Source organism: Citrobacter youngae, assembly GCF_003818115.1.
Taxonomy (GTDB): domain Bacteria; phylum Pseudomonadota; class Gammaproteobacteria; order Enterobacterales; family Enterobacteriaceae; genus Citrobacter; species Citrobacter youngae.
Map to the genome: position 1 here is coordinate 261660 of NZ_RPOI01000004.1, position 18105 is coordinate 279764.

The 18105-nt window shown below is 54.2% G+C and carries 16 protein-coding genes and 1 other RNA gene; 8 read left to right on the forward strand and 9 right to left on the reverse strand.

The features are described from left to right. Window positions 1-88: 88 nt before the first annotated feature. The 6 genes from gcvH to EHN13_RS03565 all read right to left on the reverse strand — a co-directional run bounded on the left by gcvH (window position 89) and on the right by EHN13_RS03565 (window position 6496). A complete protein-coding gene (gene gcvH / locus EHN13_RS03540; protein WP_003026965.1) occupies window positions 89-478 on the reverse strand; it encodes a glycine cleavage system protein GcvH in 390 nt (129 codons plus the stop codon). Window positions 479-503: 25 nt separating this feature from the next. After that, window positions 504-1598: a glycine cleavage system aminomethyltransferase GcvT gene (gene gcvT / locus EHN13_RS03545; protein ID WP_101742751.1), complete on the reverse strand. Its 1095-nt coding sequence runs from the start codon at window positions 1596-1598 to the stop codon at window positions 504-506. Window positions 1599-2050: 452 nt separating this feature from the next. After that, window positions 2051-3253 carry an FAD-dependent 2-octaprenylphenol hydroxylase gene (ubiI, locus tag EHN13_RS03550; RefSeq protein WP_124020894.1) on the reverse strand — a complete coding sequence of 401 codons (1203 nt, stop codon included), beginning with the start codon at window positions 3251-3253 and terminating at the stop codon, window positions 2051-2053. 139 nt (window positions 3254-3392) lie between these two features. Next, window positions 3393-4571: a 2-octaprenyl-6-methoxyphenyl hydroxylase gene (gene ubiH, locus EHN13_RS03555; protein WP_124020895.1), complete on the reverse strand. Its 1179-nt coding sequence runs from the start codon at window positions 4569-4571 to the stop codon at window positions 3393-3395. Further along, a complete protein-coding gene (gene pepP, locus EHN13_RS03560) occupies window positions 4568-5893 on the reverse strand; it encodes a Xaa-Pro aminopeptidase (protein ID WP_124020896.1) in 1326 nt (441 codons plus the stop codon). Before pepP ends, ubiH begins: the two co-directional genes overlap by 4 nt. Window positions 5894-5917: 24 nt before the next feature. After that, window positions 5918-6496 (reverse strand): YecA/YgfB family protein, encoded by a 579-nt coding sequence (locus EHN13_RS03565; RefSeq protein WP_086523442.1) that lies wholly within the window; start codon window positions 6494-6496, stop codon window positions 5918-5920. A gap of 167 nt (window positions 6497-6663) precedes the next feature. Between EHN13_RS03565 and zapA the strand changes: the two genes are divergently transcribed. From zapA to EHN13_RS03580, 3 genes are all read left to right on the forward strand, one after another. Further along, window positions 6664-6993, forward strand: coding sequence for a cell division protein ZapA (gene zapA, locus EHN13_RS03570; RefSeq protein ID WP_003026980.1), 330 nt, complete (start codon window positions 6664-6666; stop codon window positions 6991-6993). Between the two features lie 41 nt (window positions 6994-7034). Then, window positions 7035-7218: non-coding RNA, 6S RNA (ssrS, locus tag EHN13_RS03575), on the forward strand. A gap of 19 nt (window positions 7219-7237) precedes the next feature. Beyond that, on the forward strand, window positions 7238-7834 hold the full coding sequence (locus tag EHN13_RS03580) for a 5-formyltetrahydrofolate cyclo-ligase (protein WP_124020897.1): 597 nt from the start codon (window positions 7238-7240) through the stop codon (window positions 7832-7834). A gap of 381 nt (window positions 7835-8215) precedes the next feature. Here the strand turns inward: EHN13_RS03580 and serA are convergent, their stop codons facing one another. Both serA and rpiA read right to left on the reverse strand, forming a co-directional pair. Beyond that, window positions 8216-9448, reverse strand: a complete 1233-nt coding sequence (gene serA, locus EHN13_RS03585) for a phosphoglycerate dehydrogenase (RefSeq protein ID WP_115601500.1) — start codon at window positions 9446-9448, stop codon at window positions 8216-8218. A 269-nt stretch (window positions 9449-9717) separates the two neighbouring features. Then, window positions 9718-10377 carry a ribose-5-phosphate isomerase RpiA gene (gene rpiA / locus EHN13_RS03590; protein ID WP_086523812.1) on the reverse strand — a complete coding sequence of 220 codons (660 nt, stop codon included), beginning with the start codon at window positions 10375-10377 and terminating at the stop codon, window positions 9718-9720. A gap of 170 nt (window positions 10378-10547) precedes the next feature. Between rpiA and argP the strand changes: the two genes are divergently transcribed. The 5 genes from argP to EHN13_RS03615 all read left to right on the forward strand — a co-directional run bounded on the left by argP (window position 10548) and on the right by EHN13_RS03615 (window position 17093). Continuing rightward, complete coding sequence (gene argP / locus EHN13_RS03595) at window positions 10548-11441, forward strand: DNA-binding transcriptional regulator ArgP (RefSeq protein ID WP_003026988.1); 894 nt, start codon at window positions 10548-10550, stop codon at window positions 11439-11441. Between the two features lie 232 nt (window positions 11442-11673). After that, a complete protein-coding gene (gene scpA / locus EHN13_RS03600) occupies window positions 11674-13818 on the forward strand; it encodes a methylmalonyl-CoA mutase (RefSeq protein ID WP_124020898.1) in 2145 nt (714 codons plus the stop codon). After that, a complete protein-coding gene (meaB, locus tag EHN13_RS03605) occupies window positions 13811-14806 on the forward strand; it encodes a methylmalonyl Co-A mutase-associated GTPase MeaB (protein ID WP_124020899.1) in 996 nt (331 codons plus the stop codon). The genes scpA and meaB overlap by 8 nt, the downstream gene beginning before the upstream one ends. Window positions 14807-14816: 10 nt before the next feature. Then, a complete protein-coding gene (gene scpB, locus EHN13_RS03610) occupies window positions 14817-15602 on the forward strand; it encodes a methylmalonyl-CoA decarboxylase (RefSeq protein ID WP_003026994.1) in 786 nt (261 codons plus the stop codon). 24 nt (window positions 15603-15626) lie between these two features. Next, window positions 15627-17093: an acetyl-CoA hydrolase/transferase family protein gene (locus EHN13_RS03615; protein WP_124020900.1), complete on the forward strand. Its 1467-nt coding sequence runs from the start codon at window positions 15627-15629 to the stop codon at window positions 17091-17093. Here EHN13_RS03615 and srsR read toward each other — a convergent pair. Further along, the gene (srsR, locus tag EHN13_RS03620; RefSeq protein WP_003026999.1) at window positions 17090-17986 is read right to left on the reverse strand and encodes a LysR family transcriptional regulator SrsR; all 897 of its coding nucleotides are present in this window, start codon (window positions 17984-17986) and stop codon (window positions 17090-17092) included. The genes EHN13_RS03615 and srsR overlap by 4 nt on opposite strands. Between the last annotated feature and the right edge of the window lie 119 nt (window positions 17987-18105).

The following is an 18105-nucleotide window of genomic DNA, read 5'->3' on the forward strand; positions in this document are numbered from 1 at the left end:
CGCAGCACATCCCCAGGAGCTTACATAAGTAAGTGACTGGGGTGAGCTAGGAAGCCAACACACCTGCAACGTGAAGGATGAAGCGTATTTACTCGTCTTCTAACAATGCTTCATATGCGGTCGCATCCAGCAGCGATTCAATTTCGCTTTCATCGCTGGCTTTGATTTTGAAAATCCAGCCGCCCGCATACGGTTCGCTGTTGACCAGTTCCGGGGAGTCGCTGAGCGCGTCGTTAACCGCCACAATCTCACCGCCTACTGGCGCATAGATATCGGATGCCGCTTTTACGGACTCCGCAACGGCACAATCATCGCCCGCGCTGACGGTGGCGCCAACTTCTGGCAGGTCAACGAAAACCATGTCACCTAACAGCTCCTGAGCGTGTTCGGTGATACCAACGGTGTAAGAGCCGTCAGCTTCTTTGCGCAGCCATTCGTGTTCTTTGCTGTATTTCAGTTCTGCAGGTACGTTGCTCATCAATCAATCTCCAAAAAAGGATGAATTACGCAACGGCTTTGCCGTTACGCACAAAAACAGGTTTAGTGACTTTAACTGGCATTTCGCGGTTACGAATTTGCACAATCGCCGTGTCGCCGATACCCGCAGGGACACGAGCCAGCGCGATGCTGTAACCCAGGGTTGGGGAGAATGTCCCGCTGGTGATAATGCCTTCCTGCTGGTTGCCGGAAGCATCGGTGAAACGCACCGGCAGTTCATTACGCAGCACACCTTTCTCGGTCATCACCAGCCCGACCAGTTGTTCGTGGCCTTTTTCACGCTGCATTTCCAACGCTTCACGACCGATAAAGTCGCGGTCAGCCGGTTCCCATGCGATGGTCCAGCCCATGTTAGCTGCCAGCGGAGAAATGCCTTCGTCCATCTCCTGACCATACAGGTTCATACCAGCTTCTAAACGCAGCGTATCACGCGCGCCCAGACCGCAAGGTTTGACACCTGCTTGTACCAGCGCACGCCAGAAATCCGCGGCCTTTTCATTCGGCATGGCAATTTCATATCCCGCTTCGCCGGTATAACCGGTGGTTGCGATAAACAAGTCACCCGCCTGAACGCCGAAGAAAGGTTTCATACTTTCAACTGCATGGCGTTGCTCGTCAGTAAACAGGGTGGCTGCTTTTGCCTGCGCGTTTGGTCCCTGCACCGCGATCAGCGACAGGTCGTCACGAACGGTGATGTCGATAGCGTATGGTTCAGCGTGTTGGGTAATCCAGGAGAGGTCTTTTTCGCGGGTGGCGGAGTTTACAACGAGGCGGAAGAAATCTTCAGTGAAGTAATAGACAATCAGGTCATCTATCACGCCGCCCGAAGCGTTGAGCATACCGGAGTAGAGGGCTTTGCCTGTCTTCGTTAGCTTCGCGACGTCGTTTGCCAGCAGATAACGCAAGAACTCCCGGGTGCGGCTGCCGCGCAGGTCGACGATGGTCATATGCGACACATCGAACATACCGGCATCGGTGCGGACAGCATGGTGCTCATCGAGCTGAGAGCCGTAATGCAGCGGCATCATCCAGCCATGGAAATCAACCATGCGCGCGCCACATAGCGTGTGTTGTTCGTACAAAGGAGTCTGTTGAGCCATCTTTTCCTCGTTGAATAAGCGGGGCTATCAACTCTTTCGCGGTGAAATTGTCGCCACGAAACCCAGCACCACAGCCGCTCCAGGGGCTGCGACGCAAACGTTCTCTTTGTCCTGAACTTACCACCGAAACAGACGCTAAACCATAAGTCAAAATTAACCATCACATTAGCTTATGGCGAAAAACAGTCAGATCGCCAACAGAATAAAACTCCATACATATAGTAAGTAATCAGAATAACAAACAAAGATAAGCGTAAACTTACAGCACCAATCCACATTAAATGTGGAAAAAATGTCAAAAATGGCGTTATGAAAAAAACGTGATATTAAAAAAACTAATGCGAAAAAAGGCGTGGAATTAGATTATTTCAAATGAGAGAAGCCCCCCGGCGCGCAGGCCGGGAGAGGAAAGTGTGACGGGTCTCAAACTCTTAAGATTGCCCTTGCGGACACTAACGTAACCACTCGGGAAGATCGTTCAGTCCCATCGCCTGACGGATGAGTTGTGGTTTTACGCCCGGGAGGGTATCGGCCAGTTTCAGCCCAATATCGCGTAGCAGTTTTTTCGCCGGATTCTCACCTGCAAACAGTTCACGGAAACCCTGCATCCCCGCCAGCATCAGCGCTGCGCTATGCTTACGGCTGCGCTCGTAGCGGCGTAAATAGAGATACTGCCCAATATCTTTACCCTGACGCTGTAGCCGCTTAAGTTCATCGATCAGCTCCGCCGCATCCATAAAGCCAAGGTTAACCCCCTGACCCGCCAGCGGGTGGATGGTATGCGCCGCATCCCCCACCAGCGCCAGACGATGGGCGGCGAACTGACGGGCATAACGTCCCGTCAGCGGAAACGTCTGACGTTCGCTTTCAAGGCTGCACAGCCCCAGACGATTATCAAAAGCGATATTCAGCGCCTGATTAAACTCGTCAACGCTTGCCTGCTGCATACGTTCTGCTTCCTGCGGCGAGAGCGACCAGACGATAGAACACAAGTGTGGATCGCTGAGCGGCAGGAATGCCAGGATCCCCTCGCCGTGAAACGCCTGACGCGCAACCGCACCGTGCGCTTCCTGCGTACGGATAGTCGCCACCAGCGCATGATGACGATAATCCCAGAAGGTGAGAGGAATATCCGCTTTGTTGCGCAGCCAGGAGTTAGCACCATCAGCACCGACGACCAGGCGGGCCGTCAGCATTGCGCCATCTTTCAGGGTCAGAAATGCTTCGTTCTCACCCCAGGCCACCTGCTGTAATTCAGCAGGTGCCATCAGCGTAATATCCGCTGAACGCTGCGCCTTTTGCCACAGCGCATAATGAATCTGTGAGTTTTCGACAATGTGCCCCAAATGGCTGTAGCCCATGCTCTGGTCATCAAACGCAATACGTCCAAAGCTGTCTTTGTCCCAGACTTCCATGCCGTGGTAGCAGCAAGCGCGACGGGCAACAATGTCGGACCAGACTCCAAGACGGGTAAGCAGTTTTTCGCTGGCGGCATTAATGGCCGAAACGCGAAGCTGAGGAGGTGCATCCGCCGCCAACGGCTGCGGAACATGTTGTTCTAATACAGCAACGCGCAACCCGCTGCCCTGTAAGCCACAGGCAACCGCCAGTCCTACCATGCCGCCACCAACAATTGCTACATCAACACTTTGCACTGTTTGCTCCTGAAAATAGGACAATCAAAAACCGTAGGCCGGATAAGGCAAAGCCGCCGTCCGGCATCAATTCCGCGACATTGCCTGATAGCGCTGCGCTTATCAGGCCTACTTCTTTAATTCGGCCTACAGGTTATATTTAGCGCGCAACCCAGCCCAGGGTCCGCTCCGCCAGCGCATCGCGCGCAGGGGGGAATAATTCCATCGCCATCAGCCCGGCATTACGCCCAACAACCAGCGGGGCCCAGTGATTGGCAAACAAATACACTAAATTATTGGTCACACCAATCGTCGTATCACGATCGCTTTCGCGGCGCTGCTGATAGCGTGCCAACACCGCATAATCACCCACATCTTCCGCGCCGTTTTCCGCCTGCGTCAACGTCTCAGCCAGGCTCATTACGTCACGCAGACCCAGGTTGAAACCTTGCCCGGCAATGGGATGCAACGTCTGGGCGGCGTTCCCTACCAGCACGGTACGATGGGTAATCGCTTTCAGCGCTGTAGTTAACGAAAGCGGATAGGCGCTGCGTTTACCGGCCTGGGTAATACGTCCCAGTCGCCAGCCAAAAGCGGTTTGTAGTTCACGGCAAAACTTTTCGTCGGACCAGGCCATAATCTCATCACGCTGATCCAGCGGATGGCACCACACCAGCGAACAGCGACCGTCAGACATGGGCAACATTGCCAGCGGGCCATATTGCGTGAAACGTTCAAACGCTCGACCGTCGTGCGCAACGGAGGTCGTGACGTTGGCAATCACCGCCAGTTGCTCATAGGGCTGCTGCTGCCAGTCAACGCCGCATGCTGTAGCCAGTGCGGAGCGCGTACCGTCGGCGGCCACCAGCAGGCGGCCATCAATCATTTCGCCATTTTCCAGCGTAACTTCTACGCGCTCCTGCGTGCGTGACACGCTGGCTACGCGGTCGGGGCAGTGCAGCGTAACGCCAGGCGCTTTACGCAGTAGCGCAAACAGACGTAGCCCGACATCGTGCAGCTCTACAACTTGCCCCAGCGCAGGAATACGGTATTCCTGCGCATCCAGCGTTACAAATCCGGCATGGCCGCGATCGCTGACGTGAACAGTTTTGATCGCCGTTGCGCAATCGGCAATCGCCTGCCATATGCCAATTCGCGCCAGCTGTTGGCAGGTCCCTGCCGCCAGCGCGATCGCCCGGGCATCAAACCCCGGATGGCGATCGTTGTCAGGCGCGCTTGCTTCTATCAGATGAACTGGCAGCGTCCCATGACTAAGCTGGGAAATGGCCAGCGCCAGCGTCGCGCCGACCATGCCACCACCGACGATAATCACGCTCATTGCAGTCGCGCCGCAGCCATCAGGGCTTCAATGTCATCCGCTTTCTTCACCACGCTGGCGGTCAGGTTTTCATTGCCGTCTTCCGTGATAAGGATGTCATCTTCAATACGAATGCCGATACCACGATAGGCAGCCGGTACGTCGGCGTCCGGCGCGATATAGAGTCCCGGTTCAACGGTAAGCACCATTCCCGGCTCAAGAATACGTGAGCGGTCCTGACCATAAACGCCGACGTCGTGTACATCCAGACCCAGCCAGTGACTAAGCCCGTGCATGAAGAAAGGTCGGTGTGCATTTTCGGTAATCAGTTGATCGACCTCGCCGTGCAGAATGCCAAGCCTCACCAGGCCGGTAATCATGATACGCACCACTTCGCTGGTGACTTCCTGGATGGATGTCCCGGGACGATACAGGCGCAGGCTGGTCTCTAAGGATTCCAGTACGATGTCGTAGATTTCACGCTGTGCAGGGGTAAATTTGCCATTTACCGGAAAGGTACGCGTAATGTCGCCCGCATAGCCTTTGTATTCACACCCGGCGTCAATCAGCACCAGATCGCCATCGCGCATTTCACTTTCATTTTCGGTGTAATGCAGGATACAGCCGTTTTCGCCGCTGCCGACAATCGTGTTATAGGACGGATAACGCGCACCATGGCGGGTAAATTCGTGGTGAATCTCCCCTTCTAACTGGTATTCAAACATTCCCGGACGGCATTTTTCCATCGCACGGGTATGCGCCAGCGCGGTGATTTCTCCGGCACGACGCATGACCGCAATTTCTTCCGCTGATTTGAACAGGCGCATCTCATGCACCATTGGACGCCAGTCGATAATCGCGGCAGGCGCGCGCAAATTTTGCCTGGAACCTTTACGCAGTTTATCCAGCGCCGTGCACACAATCTCGTCGGCCCAGGCATATTCGCCCTGTGCGTGGTACACCGCGTCCAGGCCATTGAGCAACAGGTGCAGCTGTTGGTTAATTTCGCTGAAGGCCAGCGCCCGGTCAACGCCGAGTTTTGCCGGTGCGGCATCCTGACCAAGACGACGGCCAAACCAGATCTCCGCCGTCAGATCGCGAACCCGATTAAACAAAACGCTGTGGTTATGAGTGTCATCGCTTTTAATCAGCACCAGCACGGCTTCAGGTTCGTTAAAACCGGTGAAGTACCAGAAATCACTGCTTTGGCGGTACGGGTATTCACTGTCCGCGCTGCGCGTCGCTTCAGGCGCGGCAAAAATCAGCGCGGCGCTGCCGGGCTGCATTTGTGCCAGTAAAGCCTGGCGGCGGCGCTGGAATTCTTGCTGAGATATTTCGCTCATCACACTCTCCTTGGCGTTTTGTTCTTAATGCAGAGTCGGTTTACGGACTTCAGGCGCGGTCGGCTGTTGACGCGTAAACGTGTCATGACACAGCAAGGCGGCTACGCGCACGTATTCGATGATCTCTTCGAGCGACATTTCCAACTCTTCCTGATCTTCGTCTTCGTCATATCCCAACTGAGCGATATTACGCAGGTCGTCAATCGCCTCCCCGGTTTCGCCGGTCACTTTGTCGAGCTTCGGTTGTGTCACACCGAGGCCCAGCAAAAAGTGGTTTACCCAACCAGCCAGCGCATCGGCGCGATCGAACACGCTAACGTCATCGCCTTCAGGCAGATAAAGCTGAAAAAGGAAACCATCATCTTCCAGCGCATCGCTGGTGGCAGAGTGCATTTTCAGCAGCGCCTGAGCCAGCTCGTGACCGAAGGCCAGACCTTCGTTCGTCAGGTCGTGCAGCAGCGGCTGCCATGAGCTGTCGTTGTTGCCGCCACAAATCATTCCGCTGATTAAGCCGTGCATTTCGGCCGGGGTTAATCCAGCCCCTTGTTGGTTCAAAAACTGGCTAACGTCGTTGTAGCCAGGCATTTCGTTCTGTATAGACATAAGCATTCGTCATCAAAGGGAGGAATATTCATGGTATGCTACCACTTTGGACCCTGGTGAACCAGAAAAGGGCTTGTATCTTGATACCAGGGTAGCTATAGTGTCGCCCCTTCGCGGACCCAAGGTCTGGAGACGAAGGCAGCGCAGTCAATCAGCAGGAAGGTGGCATGTCTGCACAACCCGTCGATATCCAAATATTTGGCCGTTCACTGCGAGTGAATTGCCCGCCTGAACAAAGGGATGCGTTGAATCAGGCTGCGGACGATCTCAATCAGCGATTGCAAGATCTGAAAGTTCGCACTAGAGTCACAAATACTGAGCAGTTGGTTTTCATCGCCGCGTTGAACATCAGCTATGAATTAACTCAGGAAAAAGCGAAGACGCGTGAGTACGCGGCGAGCATGGAACAACGTATTCGGATGCTACAACAGACCATCGAACAGGCGTTGCTTGATCAGGGTCGCATAACCGAAAAAACGGGCCAAAACTTTGAATAACACTTTTCGGTTTACTGTGGTAGAGTGACCGTGAAGACAAAATTTCTCTGAGATGTTTGCAAGCGGGCCAGTCCCCTGAGCCGATATTTCATACCACAAGAATGTGGCGCTCCACGGTTGGTGAGCATGCTCGGCTCGTCCGAGAAGCCTTAAAACTGTGACGACGCATTCACCTTGAACCAAGGGTTCAAGGGTTACAGCCTGCGGCGGCATCTCGGAGATTCCCTTCTACCTGGCAACAGCCATGACACTACTTTCTGAACTCCCTTTATCCCGGCAAGAAATTCGTCAACTGATTCGTCAGCGTCGACGTGCGCTTACCTCTGAGCTGCAGCATCAGTACGGTCAGCAGGCCGCGACCCGAATGCTCAGTTTTCCTCCAGTTGTACTCGCACATACGGTGGCAGTATTCCTCTCGTTTGATGGCGAACTCGATACTCAGCCGCTTATCGAACAGCTGTGGCGAGCGGGCAAGCGCGTCTATCTTCCGGTGCTTCATCCCTTCAGCCCCGGTAATTTACTGTTCCTGCACTATCATCCGCACAGCGACCTGGTGACCAATCGCTTAAAAATTCAGGAACCACGGCTTGATGTACGCGACGTATTGCCGCTGTCAAAGCTGGATGTACTGATTACACCGTTAGTGGCGTTTGATGAATACGGGCAACGCCTGGGCATGGGCGGCGGATTTTACGACCGTACGCTACAAAACTGGCAGCAGCATAAGATCCAGCCAGTAGGCTACGCGCACGACTGTCAGTTAGTCGAGAAGTTGCCGGTTGAAGAGTGGGATATCCCGCTGCCTGCGGTGGTGACGCCGTCAAAAATTTGGCAATGGTAGCCGTTTTTTAGCGATTGACAGCGTCGTTTTTTTGACCTAAATTCCTCGGTGAAGGGTGAGGGAGGCTAACCTCCCTCCTGCGTACTCTCTGTTAATATGCTGGGTAAGCGATGATTAACAGAATCAGCAGCATGATGACGTATCTCATCATCGTCCCTTTCCTTTTTAAAGCCCCTGCTTCGGTAGGGGCTTTCCCGTTTCAGCACGATGCTGAGCCCCTATCGTAAATTCCTTTTATTGATGTACAACGCAGAGCGCAGCCTTTAATTACCAATTGCGGCAAGAGCCGAAAACAGAATGTATGCGTTACACAAAGAGATAGTAAGGCAGGAAAATCAGAGGAAAGATGGGCAGGTCAACCGCCTGCCCATGTAGAGGAAATCAGTACAGCAGACGAGCACGAATAGTACCCGGGAGGGCTTTCATCGCCAGCAGCGCTTTCTCCGCCACATCTTCATCCGCTTCAATATCAATAACCACGTAACCTACCTGTGCGGAAGTCTGCAGATACTGTGCGGCAATGTTGACGCCCTGCTCGGCAAAAATCTGGTTCAGCGCGGTCAGTACGCCCGGACGGTTTTCGTGAATGTGCATCAGACGACGACCGCCGTGTAGCGGCAGCGACACTTCCGGGAAGTTAACTGCAGATAGCGTAGAGCCGTTGTCGGAATACTTGGTCAGTTTCCCAGCCACTTCCAGACCGATGTTTTCCTGCGCTTCCAGCGTTGAACCACCAATGTGCGGCGTCAGGATCACGTTGTCGAAATCACACAGCGGCGAAGTGAAAGGATCGCTGTTGGTTGCCGGCTCGGTTGGGAATACGTCGATTGCCGCCCCAGCCAGATGCTTGGTCGCTAACGCGTCGCACAGCGCAGGAATATCAACAACCGTACCACGTGCGGCGTTAATCAGCAGCGCGCCTGGTTTCATCAACGCAATCTCACGCGCGCCCATCAGATTTTTGGTGGAGGCATTTTCCGGTACGTGCAAACTGACCACGTCGCTCATATTGAGCAGGTCGGAAAGATGCTGCACCTGTGTGGCGTTGCCGAGCGGGAGTTTATTTTCAATATCATAGAAATAGACATGCATCCCCAGCGATTCCGCCAGAATGCCTAGCTGAGTACCAATGTGGCCGTAGCCGATGATCCCCAGTTTTTTGCCACGCGCTTCAAATGAGCCGGTAGCCAGTTTGTTCCACACGCCGCGGTGTGCTTTGGCGTTCGCTTCAGGTACACCGCGTAGCAGGAGAAGCAGTTCGCCAATCACCAGTTCCGCAACGGAACGCGTGTTAGAGAATGGCGCGTTAAACACGGGGATCCCGCGCTTTGCCGCAGCGGTCAGATCAACCTGGTTGGTGCCGATACAGAAGCAGCCAATCGCGACCAGTTTCTCTGCGGCGTCAATCACATCTTCAGTCAGATGGGTACGGGATCGCAGGCCAATGAAATGGGCATCACGGATGGACTCTTTCAGTTGCTCAGTGTCCAGAGCGCCTTTGTGAAACTCGATGTTGGTATAACCTGCTGCACGAAGGCTTTCGAGCGCTTTTTGATGCACGCCTTCAACCAGCAGAAATTTAATCTTCTCTTTCTCCAGTGATACCTTTGCCATTTCCCGACCCTGTCTTTTTTGTTCAAACTGATGTGTTGTGTGTGGGATTTTCATCCTCCTCTTCAACATATCAAAAAATAATATTGCGGCAATATGAACGTTTGCGTCGCCGTGCTGAGGAAATGTCATTCAGCGGGAATTGTCAGAGGAATATACTGGCGATAACTTTTTCTTTGGAGGGATCGGCAGGACAATATTATAAACGTGACACAAGTCACCAAATTTGCCCTGCCAAAATTTTTTTAACGGGAGAAGACACTCCCATCAGATCATTTTACGATAGTTTTCACGCCGTCTGGGGTACCGATCAGCGCCACATCCGCACCACGGTTGGCGAACAGACCTACGGTTACTACGCCCGGAATCGCATTGATGGCGTTTTCCAGCGCCACGGCGTCAAGGATCTCCAGACCGTGCACATCGAGGATCACGTTACCGTTGTCCGTCACCACGCCCTGACGGTATTCAGGACGGCCGCCCAACTTCACCAGTTGACGCGCGACTGCGCTGCGCGCCATTGGGATCACTTCAACCGGTAGCGGGAAGTTACCAAGAATATCGACTTCTTTGGACGCGTCCGCGATGCAGATAAATTTCTTCGCCACCGAAGCAATGATTTTTTCACGGGTCAACGCTGCACCGCCGCCCTTGATCATCTGCATGTGGCCGTTGATTTCATCCGCGCCGTCAACGTATACGCCGAGACTATCAACTTCGTTAAGATCGAACACGTGGATACCGAGGCTTTTGAGTTTTTCGGTTGAAGCGTCCGAGCTGGACACTGCGCCTTCAATCTGACCTTTCATTGTGCCCAGCGCATCAATAAAGTGTGCGGCTGTTGAACCGGTACCTACGCCCACAATGGTGCCGGGCTGTACATACTGAAGTGCCGCCCATCCTACTGCTTTTTTCAGTTCATCCTGCGTCATGATCGTTTCGCCTGTGGTGTGAATATGGTGGGAAAATTCACGCGCATTATAGAACATTGTGCAGAAAAATGTTCCCACACCCGCTCGCAAGCGGCGGATTTCGTCTTTACCCAACCTAAATTTGTGTCATAGTGCAGAACAAGCAAAATTTTCAGGAGTGCGTCAAAGCAATGAAACGTCCGGACTACAGAACACTACAAGCACTGGATGCGGTTATTCGTGAACGAGGATTTGAGCGCGCGGCGCAAAAGCTGTGCATCACGCAATCCGCGGTTTCACAGCGCATAAAACAGCTTGAGAATATGTTCGGACAACCGCTGCTGGTGCGTACCGTCCCCCCGCGCCCTACCGAACAAGGACAAAAGCTTCTGGCACTTCTGCGCCAGGTTGAACTGCTGGAAGACGAGTGGCTGGGTGATGAACAAACCGGCTCGACGCCGCTGCTGCTTTCTCTGGCGGTGAACGCCGACAGCCTGGCAACCTGGTTACTTCCGGCGTTAGCCCCGGTACTGGCCAATTCGCCGATTCGGCTAAACCTGCAGGTTGAGGATGAAACGCGCACTCAGGAGCGTCTGCGTCGTGGTGAAGTGGTCGGTGCGGTGAGTATCCAACATCAGGCGCTGCCAAGCTGTCTGGTGGATAAACTCGGCGCGCTGGACTACCTGTTTGTTGGCTCGAAACCTTTCGCCGAACGTTATTTCCCTAACGGCGTCACCCGCTCCGCCCTGCTGAAAGCCCCGGCAGTAGCGTTTGACCATCTTGATGATATGCACCAGGCGTTCCTGCAACAAAACTTCGACCTGCCGCCGGGCAGCGTGCCGTGCCATATCGTTAACTCGTCTGAAGCTTTCGTCCAGTTGGCACGTCAGGGCACCACCTGCTGCATGATCCCGCACTTACAGATTGAGAAAGAGCTGGAAAGCGGCGAGCTGATCGACTTAACGCCAGGTCTGTTCCAGCGTCGGATGCTGTACTGGCACCGTTTTGCACCGGAAAGCCGCATGATGCGCAACGTTACCGACGCGCTGCTGGAATACGGGCACAAGGTGTTGCGTCAGGATTAAACCATTTATTGCTCCAGAGTGCCGGATGGCGGCGTAACGCCTTATCCGGCCTACAAGCCTTTACCCTCTTTTCATGCTATTCCCGCCACGTCTTTGAAATACATCACAAAATAAAACACGCCACGCGGCAAAAAACGACGTCCTGTTGGCTATTTTTTGCTGGCGACAAGCCAAATGAAAAAGCTCACCGTATCCGCAAAGATTCAACTTATTGCGTAATACGGAGCAAAAAATGGCAAACGTGCAGGAGTGGCAAACACTCGCCAACAAAGAACTCAGTCGACGGGAAAAAACCGTCGAATCGCTGGCAAGACAGACGGCGGAAGGGATTGCCATCAAACCGCTGTACACCGAAGCGGACCTCGATAATCTGGAAGTCACGGGCACCCTCCCCGGTCTGCCGCCTTACGTGCGTGGCCCGCGCGCCACCATGTATACCGCGCAGCCGTGGACCATTCGCCAGTACGCTGGTTTCTCTACCGCCAAAGAGTCCAACGCCTTTTACCGCCGCAACCTCGCCGCCGGGCAAAAAGGGCTTTCCGTCGCCTTTGACCTTGCCACCCATCGCGGCTATGACTCTGACAACCCGCGCGTGGCAGGTGACGTCGGCAAAGCGGGCGTGGCGATCGATACTGTCGAAGATATGAAGGTACTGTTCGACCAGATTCCGCTGGATAAGATGTCGGTATCAATGACCATGAACGGCGCGGTGCTGCCAGTACTGGCGTTTTATATCGTCGCTGCAGAAGAACAAGGCGTAACGCCGGAGCAACTCACCGGGACCATTCAGAACGATATTCTGAAAGAGTACCTGTGCCGCAACACCTACATTTACCCGCCAAAACCTTCAATGCGCATCATCGCCGACATCATCGCCTGGTGTTCCGCCAATATGCCGCGCTATAACACCATCAGTATCAGCGGTTATCACATGGGGGAAGCCGGGGCGAACTGCGTCCAGCAGGTGGCGTTTACGCTGGCTGACGGCATTGAGTACATCAAAGCCGCGCTGTCTGCCGGGCTGAAAATTGATGACTTCGCGCCGCGCCTGTCATTCTTCTTCGGCATCGGCATGGATCTGTTTATGAACGTCGCCATGCTGCGCGCGGCTCGCTATTTGTGGAGTGAAGCAGTCAGCGGTTTTGGTGCGACTAACCCGAAATCTCTCGCTCTGCGTACCCACTGCCAGACCTCCGGCTGGAGTCTGACCGAGCAGGATCCTTACAACAACGTGATCCGCACGACCATTGAAGCGCTCGGCGCTACGCTTGGCGGCACTCAGTCCCTGCATACCAACGCCTTTGATGAGGCGCTCGGTCTGCCCACCGATTTCTCCGCCCGCATCGCGCGTAATACACAGATCATCATTCAGGAAGAGTCAGAGATCTGCCGCACCGTCGATCCGCTGGCCGGATCGTATTACGTCGAGTCGCTCACCGATCAAATCGTGAAGCAGGCGCGCACGATCATCAAACAAATTGATGAGGCAGGCGGCATGGCGAAAGCGATCGAAGCCGGGCTCCCTAAACGGATGATCGAAGAAGCTTCCGCGCGCGAGCAGTCGCTGATCGACCAGGGTAAACGCGTTATCGTCGGTGTGAATAAGTACAAGCTGGATAAAGAAGACGAAACGTCGGTACTGGAAATCGACAACGTGAAGGTGCGCAACGAGCAAATTGCCTCGTTGCAGCATATCCGTGCAACTCGCGACACTGATGCCGTCAATGCCGCACTCGCGGCGCTGACCCACGCCGCACAGCATAATGAAAATCTGCTGGCCGCCGCCGTCAACGCCGCCCGCGTTCGCGCCACGCTCGGTGAAATCTCCGACGCGCTGGAAACCGCTTTTGACCGCTATCTGGTTCCCAGCCAGTGCGTCACCGGCGTGATTGCGCAAAGCTATCACCAGTCCGAAAAATCCGCCGATGAGTTCGACGCCATCGTTGCGCAAACCGAACAGTTCCTCGCGGAAAATGGCCGCCGACCGCGCATTCTGATCGCCAAGATGGGTCAGGATGGCCACGATCGCGGCGCTAAAGTGATCGCCAGCGCCTACTCCGATCTCGGCTTCGATGTCGACCTCAGTCCGATGTTCTCCACACCAGAAGAGATCGCCCGTCTGGCGGTAGAAAACGATGTGCATGTAATAGGCGCATCGTCACTGGCGGCGGGTCATAAAACGCTGATCCCGGAACTGGTTACCGCGCTCAAAAAATGGGGGCGTGAAGATATCTGCGTGGTAGCAGGAGGCGTTATTCCGCCACAGGATTACGCTTTCCTGCACGAGCATGGCGTGGCCGCCATTTATGGCCCCGGCACACCAATGCTCGACAGCGTTCGCGACGTATTAACCCGTATCAGCCAGCATCATGATTAACGCCGCCACGCTTGAGGATACCGTTCGTCGCTTGCGGCTTGGCGAACGGGCTACGCTCGCCCAGGCAATGACGCTGGTCGAAAGCAGCCACCCGCGCCATCAGCCGCTGAGTACGCAGTTGCTGGACGCGATTATGCCGTTCACCGGTAACGCCCTGCGTTTGGGGATAACCGGTACGCCGGGCGCGGGCAAAAGCACCTTTCTGGAAGCATTCGGCATGCTGTTAATCCGTCACGGATTACGGGTGGCGGTGATCGCCGTCGATCCCAGCAGCCCGGTCAGCGGCGGCAGCATTCTTGGCGATAAAACCCGCATGACGGAGCTGTCTCGCGCAGAATCTGCGTTTATTCGCCCGGTTCCCTCCAGCGGTCATTTAGGTGGTGCCAGCCAGCGCGCCCGCGAATTAATGCTGCTGTGCGAAGCGGCTGGTTTCGACGTGGTGATTGTGGAAACCGTCGGCGTTGGGCAGTCAGAAACCGAAGTCGCAGGCATGGTGGATTGCTTTATCTCACTGCAAATCGCCGGCGGTGGTGATGATTTGCAGGGCATCAAAAAAGGTCTGATGGAAATGGCGGATCTGGTCGTCATCAATAAGGACGACGGCGAGAACCATACCAACGTGGCCATCGCCCGCCATATGTACGAATCCGCCCTGCATATTCTGCGCCGCAAATATGACGAGTGGCAGCCGCAGGTTCTGACCTGTAGCGCACTGGAAAAACGCGGTATTGAGGAAGTTTGGCAGGCGATAACCGACTTTAAAACGTGCCTTACCGCCAGCGGTCGACTGGAAAAAGTCCGCCAGCAGCAGGCGGTGGACTGGTTACACCAGCAGGCTGAAGAAGAAGCCCTACATCTGCTGTTTGCGCGGACTGATTTCGACCGCTATTTCCAGCAGACGCTACAGGCCGTCAAAAATAACGATCTGTCGCCGCGCACCGGTCTGCGGCACATCAGCGAATTTATCCAGCATCATTACTTTCAATAAAGAGAACATTATGTCTTATCAATACGTCAACGTGGTCATCATCCAGAAAGTCGCGGTTATTGAGTTCAACTACGCCCGCAAGCTCAATGCCCTGAGTAAAGTGTTTATTGACGATCTGATGCAGGCGCTGAGCGATCTCAATCGTGCGGACATTCGCTGCATCATTTTGCGCGCTCCGAGTGGAGCCAAAGTTTTCTCTGCCGGGCATGATATTCATGAACTCCCGACCGGACGTCGCGATCCGCTCTCTTATGACGATCCGCTGCGTCAGATAACCCGCATGATCCAAAAATATCCAAAACCGGTGATCTCTATGGTCGAAGGCAGCGTCTGGGGCGGCGCGTTTGAGATGATCATGAGTTCCGATCTGATCATCGCCGCTGAAACATCCACCTTCTCGATGACCCCGGTCAACCTTGGCGTGCCGTATAACCTGGTCGGCATCCACAACCTGACTCGCGACGCCGGTTTTCACATCGTTAAAGAGCTGATTTTTACCGCTTCGCCGATTACCGCTCAGCGTGCGATGGCCGTCGGGATCCTCAACCATGTGGTTCCTGTAGACGAACTGGAAGATTTCACCCTGCAAATGGCGCACCACATCTCGGAAAAAGCGCCGCTGGCAATCGCCGTCATTAAAGAAGAGCTGCGCGTGCTGGGTGAAGCGCACACCATGAATTCCGATGAGTTCGAGCGCATTCAGGGCATGCGCCGCGCGGTGTACGACAGCGAGGATTATCAGGAAGGGATGAACGCGTTTATGGAAAAACGTAAACCTAATTTTGTCGGCCATTAATCACGTCCGAGGAAGGAGACGGCCATGAAACGCATGAGCGCCGAACAGGCGGCAGAAATTATCCAGCACGATGATATGGTGGCGTTCAGCGGCTTTACCCCCGCGGGTTCGCCAAAAGCGTTGCCCACCGCAATTGCCCAACGCGCCTGCGAACAGCATCAGAACGGACAGCCTTTTCAGATCCGCCTGCTGACCGGAGCATCAATTGGCGCCGCCGCTGATGATGTACTATCCGCGGCGGATGCCGTTTCCTGGCGTGCGCCTTATCAAACGTCATCGGGCCTGCGCGACAAAATTAATCAGGGCCAGGTGAGGTTTGTCGATCTCCATTTGAGCGAAGTGGCGCAGATGGTTAATTACGGCTTTTTTGGCGAGATCGACGTTGCCGTCATTGAAGTCTCAGCCATCGCGCCGGATGGCCGGATTTGGCTGTCCAGCGGTATCGGTAATGCCCCCACCTGGCTGCTGCGGGCGAAAAAAGTGATCATTGAATTGAATCATTACCATAATCCGCGCGTGGCAGAGTTTGCCGACATCGTGATACCCGGTGCGCCGCCGCGGCGTAACAGCGTACCCATTTTTCATACCATGGATCGCGTAGGCAGTCAGTGCGTGCAGATAGACCCGAAAAAGGTCGTTGCGATAGTGGATACCGAGCTGCCAGATGCCGGTAATGCGTCAGATAAAACCAATCCAGTCAGCCAACAAATTGCCGATAACGTGGTCACCTTTCTGCTGGCAGAAATGGCGCACAAACGCATTCCAGCTGAGTTTCTGCCCTTACAAAGCGGCGTGGGTAATATCAACAACGCGGTAATGGCTCGACTGGGCGAGAACCCGGATATCCCGCCCTTTATGATGTATTCGGAGGTGTTGCAGGAGTCGGTAGTGCATCTACTGGAAACGGGTAAGATAACCGGTGCCAGCGCTTCCAGTCTGACCATTTCAGCCCCGTCGCTACAGAAGATTTACGCCAACATGGACTTCTTCGCCAGCCGGATTGTGTTGCGCCCGCAGGAGATTTCCAATAACCCGGAAATCATTCGTCGGCTGGGTGTCATTGCGCTTAACGTTGGTCTGGAGTTTGATATCTACGGCCATGCTAATTCCACCCACGTTGCGGGGGTGAACCTGATGAATGGCATCGGCGGCAGCGGGGATTTCGAGCGCAACGCCTACCTGTCTATCTTTATGGCGCCGTCGATTGCCAAAGGCGGGAAAATATCCACCATCGTACCGATGTGCAGCCATGTCGACCACAGCGAACATAGCGTTAAAGTGATCGTGACCGAACAAGGGATTGCCGATCTGCGTGGGCTATCTCCGATGCAGCGGGCGCACACGATTATCAATAACTGTGCGCATCCGCTTTACAGAGATTATTTGCACCGCTATCTGGAAAAAGCGCCCGGCGGGCATATCCATCACGATCTCAGCCATGCGTTCGATCTGCATCGCAACCTTCTCGAAACAGGCTCGATGCTAGGTTAACTTGCACTACCGTCACGATCTTCAGCAATATGCTGGAGCATGGTGGCGGTATAGCGATGATTTTTCAGCGAATAGAGAAACTCCTGCATATACATGGGACTGCCGGGCGCGTCGAAATATTTCAGCGTCGACGGATTCACCAGCCGCCAGGCGAAGTGAGGGATCACCGTCAAAAACTGCCCGCGCTCCACCGCGCTAATCTTGGCCATAAAGCTGTACGGACGATAGATTATCGTCGGGTTGATCCCGCAGGGCCGCATGTATGCATCCAGCATCGCCTCAAAGTTGGCGCGATTCTGGAAGCGCATTTGCAGCCAGGGCAGCTCGCGCAGCAGATCCTGCGGCTGTTTTTCTTCATAGCGCCGGGAAACGAGAAACCCCAGACGCAGCGGAGGTAGTTCGCTGATCGCCAGATTTTCCAGCTCCTGCACGCGGGGGGAAACGTGCTGCGGCGAGATAATAAAATCCAGTTTGCGATCGAACAGGTTATCAATCACCCCATTCTCGCTGAATTCAACGGCCTGAGCCGTTACACCGTCATACTTGTCACCCAGGCTAATCAACTGGTCAAAAATAATCGTTGGGTAGGTATTGTCGATGCCGATAACGATTTCCCGCGAGCGGCGAGAGGCGTTATGGATTTCGTTATCAATGGCAGAGAGGCGCTGATAAACGGGAAACAGCTTCTGATACAGCTCTTGTCCTGCTTTATTCAGGCTGATGTTGTTATCTTTGCGGGTAAACAGCGTATAGCCGATTTGATCTTCCAGTGCGGCAATGCTTTTACCGAAAGGTGATGCGGTCATATGTATTTTTTCTGCCGCTCTGGCGATGTTATTGGTTTGCGCCAGCAGAATGAAATTACGCATCTTTTTCGAGATAAAAATATCCATAGCGTCCCCTTAAAAATCGCTATGGCCTATCCTCATTACGGCGAAAAAAAAGACCGGATGTGAAGTCTCATTTTTACAGTTGCTCACAGAAAAAACCCGGCTGGAAAGCCGGGCCTGCA

Coding starts and splice junctions, on each gene's coding strand:
- argP (WP_003026988.1), top strand. CDS start 10,548: ATGAAACGTCCGGACTACAGAACACTACAAGCACTGGATGCGGTTATT.
- gcvT (WP_101742751.1), bottom strand. CDS start 1,598: ATGGCTCAACAGACTCCTTTGTACGAACAACACACGCTATGTGGCGCG.
- gcvH (WP_003026965.1), bottom strand. CDS start 478: ATGAGCAACGTACCTGCAGAACTGAAATACAGCAAAGAACACGAATGG.
- rpiA (WP_086523812.1), bottom strand. CDS start 10,377: ATGACGCAGGATGAACTGAAAAAAGCAGTAGGATGGGCGGCACTTCAG.
- meaB (WP_124020899.1), top strand. CDS start 13,811: ATGATTAACGCCGCCACGCTTGAGGATACCGTTCGTCGCTTGCGGCTT.
- scpB (WP_003026994.1), top strand. CDS start 14,817: ATGTCTTATCAATACGTCAACGTGGTCATCATCCAGAAAGTCGCGGTT.
- EHN13_RS03565 (WP_086523442.1), bottom strand. CDS start 6,496: ATGTCTATACAGAACGAAATGCCTGGCTACAACGACGTTAGCCAGTTT.
- serA (WP_115601500.1), bottom strand. CDS start 9,448: ATGGCAAAGGTATCACTGGAGAAAGAGAAGATTAAATTTCTGCTGGTT.
- srsR (WP_003026999.1), bottom strand. CDS start 17,986: ATGGATATTTTTATCTCGAAAAAGATGCGTAATTTCATTCTGCTGGCG.
- EHN13_RS03580 (WP_124020897.1), top strand. CDS start 7,238: ATGACACTACTTTCTGAACTCCCTTTATCCCGGCAAGAAATTCGTCAA.
- pepP (WP_124020896.1), bottom strand. CDS start 5,893: ATGAGCGAAATATCTCAGCAAGAATTCCAGCGCCGCCGCCAGGCTTTA.
- EHN13_RS03615 (WP_124020900.1), top strand. CDS start 15,627: ATGAAACGCATGAGCGCCGAACAGGCGGCAGAAATTATCCAGCACGAT.
- scpA (WP_124020898.1), top strand. CDS start 11,674: ATGGCAAACGTGCAGGAGTGGCAAACACTCGCCAACAAAGAACTCAGT.
- zapA (WP_003026980.1), top strand. CDS start 6,664: ATGTCTGCACAACCCGTCGATATCCAAATATTTGGCCGTTCACTGCGA.
- ubiH (WP_124020895.1), bottom strand. CDS start 4,571: ATGAGCGTGATTATCGTCGGTGGTGGCATGGTCGGCGCGACGCTGGCG.